We start from the raw sequence: 13,291 nt of genomic DNA on the forward strand, positions 1-13,291 counted from the left end.
TATGGCATTCTAGCACATGACAAACGCAGATCACAGGAAGGCGAATACGAATCTGACAAAGTAGAACTAGCTCGGGCAACTTTTCGTCATTCTGGCGCTTCGTCATTCGAGTGCGCGCGGCCAGATAAAACGCAGTGGGCCGGAACCGACCCTGAACAGATGGTCGGGCCTTTTGAAGGCGGTCACTCATCGCAACGGCCCACCACGCGAGAGCGGCCGTTCGGTTTTCGGCGGTGCTGTTCTCGCCTGACCGGCCGTTACGCCGCGGGAAGCGGTAAGTGGGGGTACGATGGTGTCGGTCGGCTAACGGCCACAACCAGTCATAGCGACCCCAAAAAATCGTGCTGCGCGAACGGCAGGTAGCTCATCAGATACCGGTCGCTCGGCCCTGCACTAGGTCGGCCCGCTCGTCGGCCAAAGCAGTCGCTCAAGGAGTTCCGAATGAACGACAGCTCTTAACTTCTCAGCTGAACTTCATCACACTGGACTAGCAAGCCTGTCACTGCCCTACGTCATCTGCGTGCATGCCTCCAAAGTCTGCATTACGCATCTGATAGGTCATGTTCGCATTCAATCGTGCTGTCTCGTCGATGCTGAGAAGGTCGATTCGTTGATTTGGGAGATAGCGCACGTTCAATAGGTTCTCCGGGCCTGGAACGGTTCTCGAAAAGTGCATCAGCCCCTGCTTCAAGTGCTCGCGCAGGTAGTTCATGCGTTCTTCAAACTCTGCCCTTGTTGAGGGTGTGTGCATCGGTGTAAACATGATTTCTTAACTCTCTAGAACTTATTCAGCACTGCTCGAACATCCCCGTTCACTTGCAGCATCCATCTGATTTGCCAGCCGCTAGGTAGAGACAGGGCGTCACGTCGAATCGCAAGCAAGGCCACTTCATGGCGACGACTTGAAGCCAAGCTATTCACCGTACTTCCATCCCTCCAATGATACCGAACGGAGTCTGCCGGTTTCGCTCCAGTAAGGTACAGGAAACGAGGTGTCGGGATGGCAGGGCTGATGGAGCCGAAGTATGCGACGGTCGGCCGGGCTCTGTCGCAGACCATCATGGACTCATCGTGTCCAGATCGTGGCAGCTCAGTAGCCTTAAACGAGGGCTGCATGTGTCGCAGGGGCTGAGGGGGGCCGGGGGGAACGAGGTGCGAAATGAGCTCCACATGGACTGTCTCACGGTCCAACTCCAAGAAGCATTGAAGGTCGAGGTAAACAAGGTCTTCGTTGGACGGCTGATAGCTTCGCTCCCTCCCTGTTTCCAATGAACCCACTAGGCTTGCCAGAAGGGCTTTGCCGTTATCGGGCTCTACGAGGTTCCCGGGGTTGTAGATTCTAAGCGTAGCCTCGGCTTTGCTAAGCAGGCTGGCAGGCATCGGATAGAAGAGAGCCGTGTTCAGGGCGTAGCGTATTGTTGTAGCCCAACGACCGGTCGATAGTCTAGGGTTCTCCCTGCCACCTGTTGCGACAAGCTCCTCTAGCTCAAAGGCCAAATTGATATCAAGGGGCGAACAGGTCTCAGCCAAGCTTGCCACGAACGCATGCAGTGCGTTCTCGGTAAGGACACCGAGGTTGAACAGGTCGCGCCATAAAGCGTAAAGCGTTGGCGGTACGAAGCTGGGCGGCCCCGTGTCGGGGACGGACGTGGGGGGGGTGCTGGCCTCAGTGAACTGCTCTTGTAGCGGCTTGAGAGCTTCAGCTGCCGAGTTAACCCCTCGCTTGCTCGCACGTTCAGCGATTCGTATGAAGGTCGCGAATCTGCTCACGTGCCGACACTGTTCAACGACCCGTGGAACCTCAAGGTGCGGCGAAATGCGTTGCCACAACCCCGCAGGGTCCTCACGGGACAGAATGTCCAGCGCTGCCGAGGCGATGTCTGCTCGATTCCTCCTGTCCATGGAGACAGCGAGGCGGGCAAGAGCAGCAAGCCAGTCTTCGCTCGTACGCGCCAACCACAGTACCATGGCCGCGCCACTATCTCGGCGCTCCCATGCCGGGTGGTCTAGTGTCCAAAGCAAGAGTTCAAAGAGAGCCTCAGACGCCCCGCCAGTTACTGATCCCTCGATGTAGGAGAACGACGCGGGTGAGGCATCACCCACGATCTGTCTGACGTGGTCAATGGCATCCGCCAACAGAGCCGCCTGCTGTGCTGAGTCGACCTTTTCGCCAAACAGAGTGACGAGGTGTGATGCAATGACCCAGCGTTGAACGTGCCGCTCTTCGAGAACCAGCGGTCCGTAGAATCGTGCAAGTTCATCGGCGCTCTGTACTTGCGTGCTGATGAGACGGTCGGCTTCGCTGCACGAGTGGTTGTCAGACCAGACCGACCAGCCCCCGGCCTGCAGTGTTCGCAAGGCACCGATGCAGCCTTGTATCGCCTTTGAGGAGTTGCGGCGGGCTAGGTGTGCACGTGCCGCAGCTATCTCAGCGCGGGCAGCTCTTGCCGCAGACTGCCTGCCAAATGTCCCTGGCATGAACAGGCGGTCGTCATCGTCTTCGGGCTTGTCGTTGGCATTGCCCTCAGGCTGTGCATCAGTACTTGGCTCCTCGTGCTCTTTTTCTTTCTCAGAGCGCAGACCGAAGCCCGAAGTCAACTTCTCAATCTGATATTCATGGAGGCTGGCCTTAGCCTCTTCTAGGAGAACTTGGAAGTCGGGACGAATGTCGGCCGAAAGATGTTGAACAAGAGCGCTAAGCGTCAGCGAAGCTCGCTCTGTGTTCAGCGAGTACGCAATCGAACGAACTCGTGTCCTTGCCCACGCTAAGTCAGCGTAGTTGGCTCTCAGTTCGGCGATGATTTCGGCGTACTCGCGCCCCCAGTCGTTCAGGTACCGCTCGTCGCCATGCTGGTAGGTCTCAAGGAGTGCCCAACGCAAGCGCCAGTCCGCCTGCCCCCGAGAGTGGCGCAACAGCGCGAGCAGGGCGGCCTGTTCCTCCAACGCCGCCCCCGGAAAGCGCATGCCTACGAGAGGTGAAACGCGGTCGAGGTTGCCGTCCGTCGCCTGCGCGTGTAGCTCGCAGAGCGTGCCGCAGGACTGGTGCTGGAAGTACCTGACGGCGTCCGCGAAAAGCGACCTGCGACAGAGCTGCCCAATGAATGTGCCCTTGTCGGCACGGACAAATCGCTGAAAGGTCATCTCGCCAGTCGCGCGCTCCAAGAAACCGGCGATTTGGGCAAGTGACGAGGCCGGGACGGGCAATTCCGCAGGAAGCGCCGCCAACGTGCCGCTCATCATCGAGAGTTGGTCTTCCTTGTACCAGCTTGGCCCCATTGAGAACGACAAAACCAACTGGTAGGTCTTTAGCGCCTCCTCCGTCGCCCCCAATCGAGCTAGCAAGGGGACAATTAGGAGAAGCTCCGGGACGAGTTCGAACCTGTTCTGTACGTTCGCTGCGACGTAGTCCCTCCAACGTAAGACGAGTGCGAAAGCCTTGTCTGCATGCGGCCCTTCGGGAGCCATCTTGATGAGGAAGCCGAGCACCTCTTGCAGTGACTGTCGAAAACCTTCGTTGTAGAGACCTAGCTGCACGTCAAACGCACGCTCGATTACCTCGAGAAGGACGAGCGCCTTTGTTGGGTAACAGTCAAGGAACAGCTTGGTCAGGCGCCCGTACAGCGGTGGAACGATGGTTTCGGGGATGGCATAGCTGGATCCCCAGTAGATGCGAGATGGAAGGCCGAAGGAGAAACATGGGAGGAGGGCATCGACTACGAAAGACCATACGTCGTCCAAGCCGCTTTGATCCTTCGAGGACATTGCCTTCCGCGCCTTACCATCGCTCCAGGCCACCCCCCGTGCAATGGCTTCAAGGGACTCTTCCCAGTCGTCCCGTGAAGGCATTTGCACGACCGGCCTAGCATGACCTTCCTCCAAGAAGTGAGACGCGCGAAGACGCAACATCGCACTTTCAAAGATGGCCTTGTCAGGGTCTGCTCGATTCGTCTTGTAGAACGGTAGCGTCTCGTCGCCCAGTTTCACTCCGACTGAGTACGCTTCAACGAGACCCGGAGCGGCTCCAGCCTCAATCAGGGCATTGGTAAAGACGAAGCGTCGGTCTTCGGGTTTCAGGGACGCGTCGATTGCTCTTTCGATGTCGGAGAGGACGAGCTCGACCACCTCGTTCTTGAGCGCGATGCCGTAGTGCTCCGAGTACATCTCCGCATACACCAAGGTGTTGAGAAAGACAAGCAGTTGGTGTCGCAATTCCACGTCGCCAGGCACGCCCAGCTGCGAGTAAGGGCGATACCGCCCCTTGAAGCAAAGTTGGGAGCCAATCATCTCACCGGTCAGTTGTCGACAAACTTGGCCCCCCTCATCAGGCGAGAAGCTGCTATCTGGGCCACGCAAGATGCCTTCAACGACGGCGCGAAGAAATGAGGTAACTGGTGGATTCTCACCTGCTGCCTGAGCGAGTGAGAAGGCGTGCAGCCGCAGATTCACCGCACCGAGCAGGTCGTCGGCGTTGACGCCATCTTCGGTCCTCAGCTTGTCAAAGACCTCATTCAGCGCGCGTTGAACAAGCTCAAGCACTTCTTGGGCCTGCTCAGTGTTGCCCTCTGTAGTCAGCGCATGAGCCACTGCGAAGGCTTCCTCCGCCCTGACGATTAGGCGTCCGTTGCGTACGACGTGTCGAAGCGCTTCCTCTGTCTTTCCCAGTGAGATGAGCGCCAAGGCCACGAGCTCGGCGGACTGCGCAAAGAGGGTGTCGTAGCGGAAGGTCAGGCGCTGGGAGAGAAGGAGCAGACGAAAAACCTCCGTTGCAGCCCCCATCCTGGTCGCGGTCGCGAGCGTGTCTTCGATATCTGCGAGCAGGACGGCAGGCTCGGCGCCAAGGAGCACGGAATCGTCAACCCAAGACTGCTGGCAGTCCTGAATTGCCTGCAGCTGCGGCTCACGGCTCCCCTTCAGGCCGTGGTAGACCTTGTTCAAAACGCCATAGTCCCCGCTCTGAGGGGCGCCGCAGAAGGCTGCAAGGCGCTTGTGCACCCATTCGTCGATAGGAGATGTCTTGTGAACGACAAACTCCGAGAACGAGGGGTGATAAATCGCTGTGTTCTCAGGGCTGGCAAGAAGATGGCGGATGCGGACGAGCGTAGTCGTGAAGACTCCCGATTCGGCGGCGGTCAACATGCCCATCAGGTCAGACGGCGGGATGCCCCAGCGCAGGCGAGCGATGATGCCGAGCAAATTGACGACAGCGTCGTCACGAACGAGTTGCGCCCAGATGGTTTCGTAGTAATTCTGGATGGACCCACTGAACACAGGTAACGCCGCGATATCGCCCTCGGTGGCGCCGCTATTCACCAAGTCGGCCAGGTATCGGAGGTATAGCGGATGTCCCATTGCTCGGTCGCAAAGGGTCGCCACAATCTCCGCGGTGGCCTTGTCCTTATCCAGAAACTCCATGCAAACACCGTACTGGATATCGCGCTCAAGGGTCGGTAGGGTCAGCCGCTCCGCACTTTGAAGGATGCTGCCGAGGCTGCTTGCGATTGCGTCCAGTCCAACACCGGTGACGACCACCACAAGGCCGTCATGCACTGTCAGCGGCAATAGATTGACGAAGCGCCTGAGAGTCTCCTCCCCCGCGGCCACCGCCTCGTTGATGCCGTCGATGAAAAGGACGCCAACCCTGCCGGCCTTCGAGCAGCGCTTCGCCAAAGCTTGAAACACCTCGCCAGTCTTCTCTATGAGCTGGGTATACGACAGCTCCATCAATCTGGCTGGCTTGCCCGTCGCCCTAGATGAGAGCAGGGAGTTTGCCCAGTCGAAGAAAACTTCCGGTTGCGCTTGGTGTGCCGGCGTGGAGCCGCGGGCGAGTTCCGTAAATGGATACACCCCAATAGCGTCCAGCTTGGGTGACTCTGGCCTGAATCGTAAGCAGTACGTCGACTTGCCGACGCCGTGAGAGCCATCAACAAAGATGTATCCACCACCTCTCGCGATAATGGTGGATTCAAAGAGTTCGTCAAAAGCCGGTCGGCGCCCCACCGGCGTAGGCTCTGCATCCTGGCTGACGTCCTCCGGCAGCAAACCGTTCGCCTCAAGAAACGGCCTCAGCATCGCGAGGCTCACTGCCCCGATGGCGCTATCGACGTTTAGACGAAGTAGGCCCTTGCAGACCGCGCCGACCATGAACGCGGAGCCCGAGAGCCCTTGGTAGTTCGACAGGTGGGTTCCCGGCTCAACCGACAGGTCCAGGTCTACGCGGTGCAGCCGCTCGGTCAAGACCTGCTGTACCTCGCCACTGAGGACATGACCCAGTTCCAGCTTCACGGCCGGATATCCGAACGCAAACCACTTCTCTCCCGGGCGGAGGCAGTCGGTGTCGATGCGGATGGGATCTACCGAGAGCGGAGCCGGTAGCCGGAGTAGGCATACATCGAGGTTATCGTCGTACGGGCCAAGGACCACGGCGTGGTCGACTGCTGACGAGCCGGCACCAAACCGAACTGTGATTGCCTCGCCCTCAGCCGCAGCAGTCGCGACGCAGTGATACGCCGTGAGGACGAGGTCTGAAGAGATGAGCCACCCCGTACCCGATTCTTCTTTGCCAGCGACTTGGCACGTTGCCAGCTTAACTTCCTCTTCCATCATGAACTGGCTTCTCCTATTTGAATCCAGTCGTGCTCAGCCACATGGACGCTGAAAGCTGCGCCGGACCTCGATTTGTGCGCCTGAAGCTGGTTCGATGCAGCAGTCTCGTAGTTGAAGAACAGCTGTCGCTTGAAGGACGCCGGGCGGTCGACGATTTCCGCCAGGACCTCGAAGTCAGGATGGCCGTGACACGTTCCATCGGACGAGACGAGGAAGCATGGCGAGTCTGCGATTGACAGCAACTCCACGCTGGTGTTGCGCAAGCTTCCGTGGTGCGAGACCTTGATGGCATCAAAGATGACCGGCGCTGATGTGGTTCGCAGGGGTTTCAACTTGGACACGGCGTCTTCTGCCCAGGCATCACCAAGAAAGAGCATTCGTGTGCTCCCCGACGAGATGATGAGCGCGATGGAGCTTCCATTCGAAATGGATGTATCGTGCGTATAGACCTCAGCAAGTCGACGACTTGCTTTGGCCGCCATGGGAGTGGCCAAAGGAACCACCGGGTCAGGCGCTGCCGCACACAACATCTCGTACGCATCATCAAGGAGGTCGGCTGCCTGGGAGCTTCCGCCATAGCCAAGCTTTTGCACGTCCCTCAACCATAGCGCCCGCAGCGCTTCAAGACGCGCGTATCTGGGGCCAATGACTTGAATACTCAGGTCGCTTGCCAGTGCGAGCGGTTGCGCGCCGTCGTCAATGCTGCTAGAGCCATCCCCAGCGTTCCAGGCGTAGCCGTTTTGCCGAAGGAGCTTGGCTAGTGAGCTTCCCTGTCGAGCGTTGATGGGATTCGGTGACGTGGCCGCCGCCCCTTGAAAGCCACGTCGACGGATAGCTTCAAGGATGGCTTGATCACGGGCGCTGCTCGGTGGGTCAGCAGGAAACGGCAGAGACCGGAGGCTGTTGTGCCAGACCGTATCCACCTCGATACCCCGTCCGCCGGGTCGGCCGTTAAGTGAGAAGAGCTCTAGGAGCCCGCCAATGTGGTCGGCATCGATGTGCGTACAAACGACCAGACTCAACCGACCACCGCCCCCAGCAATACTCGCTAGGTCGGCAGCGATGAAGTCCTGATAGGTGCTCGCGAAGCCAGCGTCAATGAGGATGTGTGTGCCAGAGGCGTCTATGAGGAAGGCATCGCCGTTCCTGGCGGGGTACATCTTCAGCTTCAGCATGCGCGTGGACGAGAACAGGTGGCTTATGTAGGATGACAGGATCAAGGAAGTTACTGTAGCGGTCAAGTCATCTTCGGACACACCGAAAAGCTTTTTCCAAGCCTGTGCTTGCAAGAACCAGTGCAGATTACGCGGCCTGCCAGTGAGAAGGAAAGAAGCGGGAACACTGGTTCCACCGCAAGCACAAGCCGCCCAGCAGCATGCAGACCAGTTACAAGCAAGCTCTCGCTCGCTTGTATGGCCAACAGCTCACCAGATGATAGGCAACGTAGCCGGCCAAGTACCCGAGAACTCAATGCCCATTTTTGCAACATATTTGGACTTGCCTAGCAACGCCCAATCGGTGCTGAACAGCAGGTAAGTAAAGAAATACGGACCGATTCCGCGACATAGGGCAACGCCTGCAATGGCCGATCAGCCGACGAAGTCAGTTTCCAGAGAAGGGCAGCTTGAGGATCAGTAAGCTGCCACAGCACTTGAAAACGCCATCAGGCGCCTTTGGGTCGACTGCCGACAGCAAACCACGAAAACTCGGTGGCCGCTCAGGGCCGGGAGCGGTCATAGCAATGGTCAAAAAAGTGACCGCGTCGAACGGCGACTGAGTCCTGGCGAAGCAGATCATCATCGACGCGAGCCGCCAGACTTCTCGTCGGCCCGAACCGTCGTTTGCTCAATGGGAGCCCAACGACGGGTCCTGGCCCGCAAGCAGCCTGCCATGAAAGCGTGCATGGCGCTCGCCTCGACGGCGCCGGCCGCCGGCGTTCAGATTGGAGCACTCGCGGGCTCTCAGCGCTCGTAGGATTCGATGCGCGCGGCCGCGCTCAGCGGCACCAGGAACGCGGTCGGATCAAGCAGCACTTTCTCCCGCACCGCCGCCAGCGTGATCTCGCCGCCGTAGCTCACCGATGACTGCAGGTGGCCGCGGATGCGCTGCAGGATGCTGCTGACGCTGCCGCGGTAAGGCACCTGGATTTCCTGGCCTTCGGGCGGGGTTTCGAGCGCCGCGTCGAGATCTTCGCTGCTGCCGTTGTCGTACAGCGTTTCCAGCACGGCCTCGGGCGAGGTCATGCCGCGGTAAATCTTTTTCTTCAGGTGGGTCGCCGGATCCTCTATGACGCGGCCCGGCGCCTCGTCGGTGCCGGACAGCGCGCTGCCGAGCATCACCGTCGACGCCCCGCAGATCAGGGCGAGAAAGATATCCTTGTCGGTTTTCACGCCGCCGTCGGCCATGATCGGCACGCTGTCACCGACGGCGAGATAGGCCTCGCGGATGGCCTGCAGCTGCGGCACGCCGGCCGCCGTTTCCAGCCGCGTGCGGCAGCCGCGGCCCGGCCCGACCCCGACCTTGACGGCATCGGCGCCGATATCGCGCAGGAAGCGCGCGCCGGCGCCGGTCGCGACGTTGCCGCAAACCAGCGGCACACCGCCAAACTTGGCCCGCAGCGCGGCGACCGCCTGCTCCATGATGACCGAGTGGCCGTGGGCGATGTCGATGAACAGCAGATCGGCGCCGGCCTCCAGCAGCGCGGCGGCCCGCTCCAGGTAATCGCCGCGCGCACCGACCGCCGCGGCGCAGCGGAGGTGGCCGGCGCTGTCCTTGCTGGCGCCAGGTTGTTCGCGCTTGAGATTGATGTCGCGGCGCGTGATGAGCCCTTGGATGCGATTCGCGCCATCGATCAGCGGCAGGCGCTCGATGCGGTGCTCGAACATCAGCCGTTCGGCGTCGTCAGTGGAGATGTTCGGCGCACCCGTCACCAGGCGGGACAGCGGTGTCATGAAATCGTCGACCGGTCGTTCTTCGTCAGCACCGTGCACCGGTGTGTCGCGGTTCGAGAGCAAGCCGGCCAGCACGTTCGAGCCGCTGGCCGTCTCGATCAGGATGCCGGTGATGCCGTTCTGCCGCGCAAAACGCCTGGCCTGGCGGATAGTGGTGCCCGCCGGCAGGCACCGCGGACTGACGATCACAGCGCTCTGGCTGCGCTTCACCACGCCGACTTCGGACGCCTGGCGCGCGATGCTCATGCCACGATGCACGACCCCGATGCCGCCGTGCATGGCCATGGCCCGCGCCATGTGGGCGCCGGTCACGCTGTCCATGTTCGACGAAACGATCGGCAAATCCAACGCCACGTCCGCCGTCAGCAGCGAGTTCACGCTGATATTGCGGCGGGTCTGCAAATCCGTCTTCTGCGGCCGGAACAGGAAATCGTCGAAGGTCCTGCCGGTCCAGAACGCCGCCTCGTCCGGCGCAGCGGCGAAGGCGCCGTCCACGTTCGGCCACCTGCTCGTTGCCATGTGTCAGTCTCTCGTTAGGTTACGGTTGGACTCGGGAATATAGTCGATCTGGCCATCAAGCGACAGTAACGCGGCCGGCGCGGCGCCGAATGGCAATAGCCATGGCATTGCGGACACAGATCAGCAATCAACGAGCGGGGCTGAAAGGCGAGGCGGCCGGGAAGCCCTCAGCCAGGTTCGCGCAGCACAGCTGCAAGTGGTCGCGCAACAGCATGACAAGCGGCGACAACTGACGACGATCGGCACAGACCAGTGACAATGGCGCCGCCTCGGTCGTCCATTCGGTACAGAGCGGCACCAGAAGGCCGGCTGCTATGCTGTTGCCGACATCCAGCGCCGACTTGTAGGCAATGCCGTGGCCAGCAAGGGCCCAGCGATGCACGGCATCACCGTCGTCAGCGATCCGGTTCCCGTTGACGGTTACCACGATCTCCTGCCCCTGCAGACTGAAGCGCCAGTGTTCGTGCAGGGCGTTCCCGAGGCGGAATCGCAGGCAATTGTGTCGCGACAGGTCTCCCGGCACGGTCGGTACGCCGTGGCGCGCCAGGTAGTTCGGTGCCGCACAGAGAACACGCCGGTTGCCGGACCGGATGGGCAGCGCGACCAACCCCGAATCCGCCGTGTCCGTATAGCGTATGGCAATATCGACCGGTTGTTGGTAGAGGTCTGCCGGGCGATCGGAAACATGCGTGCGCAGCGTGACGTCGGGGTGTTGAAGCAGGAAGCTGTCGAGCCAGGCCAGCAGATGATTCCGCCCAAGGTCCGATGGCATCGAAACGCGCAACTCCTCGCGCAGGCTGCTGCGCACCTGGGCAATGTCGTCGAGCGCATTACTCAGTTCAGCCAGCGCGCAACGGGCTGCCGGCAACAGGCTTTCTCCCTCCGGACTCAGCCGCAGGCTCCTGGTGGAGCGTACGAGCAATACGGCACCCAGATCGGATTCCAGCCGTTTCAGGCTGGCACTGGCCACTGCAGGAGACAAATCGAGCATGTGGGCCGCGGTCGAGAGGCTCCCGCTGTCGGCAGCCAGCACGAAGACGCGGAGATCCTGCAAATTCCTGATTTTCAATTTTCGATTAAGAGTGTTTCGTCGTGGCGCTAGTGTAAGGGCGAAAGCCGCTGACCGATACTCATAGGGCCATCGGGAGCGGCGGAAGATGCTTCCCCTTGGCCGTGTGGGCAATACTTGCGATGGCAGCTGCAGCGATCGGCACGCAGGCAGCCGCTAGACCCGCAACCAGAGCGATGCCGATAGACTATCGAGTGGGGAGAACCAATGAAGAAGCCAGTGCTTGTTGCTTCATCTTTCATCGCCGGTGCGGTGGCCTTTCCGGTGACTGTGCTAGCGCAGGGGCCGACTTTCAACTGCGCGAAAGCGAGCGGTGAGGTTGAAACGCTGATCTGCGCCGACCCCTCACTGGCGGCTCTCGACCGCACGCTTGGCGAGGTTTACAAGGCGGCATCGGCCAAGGCCAAAGGCAAGGTCGCGACACGGTTGCGCGAGGATCAGCGAGGCTGGGTCAAGGGTCGCAACGACTGCTGGAAGGCGAAAGGGCAGCAGACCTGGATCACGGCAACCTGGACCGTCGACACGGTGAAGGGGTGTGTCGATGCCCAGTACAGGCTCCGCACGTCGGAACTGCAAGCGGTTTGGCAACTACTGCCGCCGAAGACCGTCTTCCATGCCTGTCAGAACAACCCCGCCAACGAGGTGGCGGCAAACTTTTTCGCCACCGACCCGGCGACGATCCGACTGGAGCGCGGCGATCGTACCGTGACGATGTGGCTCGTCGGCTCTGCGAGTGATGGGCAGTACGAGGGGCAGAATGTCAGCCTCGTGCATCGCGGCAACGAGCTGAAGGTGAGCTGGCTGGACACGAATACGGGCAAGACCGACGAACTGCAATGCAAGGCGAAATGACACGATGACCACAACCAAGGCGACGACAAGCAAATCCAGCGCCAGCAACTGGTCAGCGCGTCTCAACGGCGCGTTCTGGCTGGCGCTGATCCTGTTCGCACTGGCCGGCCTGCTGGTGGTGGGCAAGCTGCCGCTATGGATCGTCGGCCTGGTCGTCGTCGCGGGCGTCGTCCTGGGCGCGTTGCTGTTCCTGCTGCGCTGGCTGGCCAAGCGGCGCGACCCGGCCTACTCGCCGGGCCGGTCCTTCGGCGCCTTCGCGCTTGCCGGCGCGCTGGGCATGGTCGGACTCGCCTCGCTGCCGGTGTATTACCTGGCCTTCTGGGTTCAGAGCGGGCCGACCGCGGTGCCCCTGGCCACGCTCTCCAACGGACAGAAGACCGTGGTTTTCCAGGGCATGCAGCACATCGGCTCGGAGGAGTTCTACAAGTCGGTCGTGTTCGACCTCGAGCAGGCGCTCGCGGACGGCTACACGCTGTTCTATGAGGGCGTGACGCCGGTGGACGGGCGGCCCGACCTGACCGACTGGTTCAACCAGACCCTGCGGGGCAGCAAGCAGGACCTCAGCGCAGGCTACAAGAAGATGGCCGAGCAATGCGGCCTGAGCTTCCAACTGAACTACTTCGACCCCATCAAGGCCGACATGGCGATCCACCCTTCGCGGCACATCACCGCCGACGCGAACTTCCTCGAGATGAAGACCGAGTACGACCGCCTGTTGCGCGAGGACCCGGCCTTCGCGACTGCGATGGCCGCCAGGGCGGCCAAGGCCAAGCAGGCGACGCCCGACCCCGGCGATCCGTTCGCGCTGTTCCTCGGCATAGTGGAAGGGGCCACTCCCGAGCAGAAGAAGCTCGCCGGGATCGTCTGCCGCGGCGTGCTGGGCATGGCCGTCTCCGGGGAGCTGGGCGAAGAGAAGGATCCGTCCAGCCGTATCATCCTCGACTTCCGCAACCAGACGCTCGCCCGCTTCGTCGCCGAATCGAAGTCCGACAAAATCTATATTACCTACGGCGCGGCGCACTTCCCGGGGTTTTTCGCCGAGCTGCAGAAGCTCGACCCGAAGTTCGCCATCCGTTCGGTCAAGGGCGTGCGTCCGATGACGCTCCCGGACGAGGCCAACCTGGCCCCGTCCGCAGTTTCCGGGTCGGGTGGGTAATTTGGCTAGCGTGCGCGCCCGCTTTGAACGTTCGGTCACGGGCTTGGCGCCGGCCGCCTTCGTTGCGAGTCGTCACGGGGAAACCGACGTCTGGCTTGAGGTCGATGCTGGTCGAAGCGAGGCTTGGCGAGGCGCCATCGT

7 protein-coding genes are annotated in these 13,291 nt (G+C 60.9%); 2 read left to right on the top strand and 5 right to left on the bottom strand.

Annotation, left to right across the window (positions count from 1 at the left end):
- Window positions 1–499: 499 nt before the first annotated feature.
- The 5 genes from avs1c to V5B44_RS11415 all read right to left on the bottom strand — a co-directional run bounded on the left by avs1c (window position 500) and on the right by V5B44_RS11415 (window position 11,136).
- Window positions 500–763, bottom strand: a complete 264-nt coding sequence (avs1c, locus tag V5B44_RS11395; protein WP_332359163.1) for an AVAST type 1 anti-phage system protein Avs1c — start codon at window positions 761–763, stop codon at window positions 500–502.
- A gap of 14 nt (window positions 764–777) precedes the next feature.
- Entirely contained in the window at window positions 778–6,603 is a 5,826-nt protein-coding gene (gene avs1b, locus V5B44_RS11400; RefSeq protein ID WP_332359164.1) for an AVAST type 1 anti-phage system protease Avs1b, read from the bottom strand.
- Window positions 6,600–7,778: an AVAST type 1 anti-phage system MBL fold metallo-hydrolase Avs1a gene (gene avs1a, locus V5B44_RS11405; RefSeq protein WP_332359165.1), complete on the bottom strand. Its 1,179-nt coding sequence runs from the start codon at window positions 7,776–7,778 to the stop codon at window positions 6,600–6,602. Before avs1a ends, avs1b begins: the two co-directional genes overlap by 4 nt.
- 786 nt (window positions 7,779–8,564) lie before the next feature.
- Window positions 8,565–10,049 (bottom strand): IMP dehydrogenase, encoded by a 1,485-nt coding sequence (guaB, locus tag V5B44_RS11410; protein ID WP_332359166.1) that lies wholly within the window; start codon window positions 10,047–10,049, stop codon window positions 8,565–8,567.
- Window positions 10,050–10,200: 151 nt separating this feature from the next.
- On the bottom strand, window positions 10,201–11,136 hold the full coding sequence (locus V5B44_RS11415) for a LysR family transcriptional regulator (protein ID WP_434735450.1): 936 nt from the start codon (window positions 11,134–11,136) through the stop codon (window positions 10,201–10,203).
- Window positions 11,137–11,349: 213 nt separating this feature from the next.
- Here V5B44_RS11415 and V5B44_RS11420 point away from each other — a divergent pair, with 213 nt between their 5' ends.
- Together V5B44_RS11420 and V5B44_RS11425 are read left to right on the top strand one after the other, a co-directional pair.
- Window positions 11,350–11,994, top strand: coding sequence for a lysozyme inhibitor LprI family protein (locus V5B44_RS11420; protein ID WP_332359168.1), 645 nt, complete (start codon window positions 11,350–11,352; stop codon window positions 11,992–11,994).
- Between the two features lie 4 nt (window positions 11,995–11,998).
- A complete protein-coding gene (locus tag V5B44_RS11425; RefSeq protein ID WP_332359169.1) occupies window positions 11,999–13,150 on the top strand; it encodes a hypothetical protein in 1,152 nt (383 codons plus the stop codon).
- Window positions 13,151–13,291 lie beyond the last annotated feature (141 nt).

Source organism: Candidatus Accumulibacter necessarius, assembly GCF_036625085.1.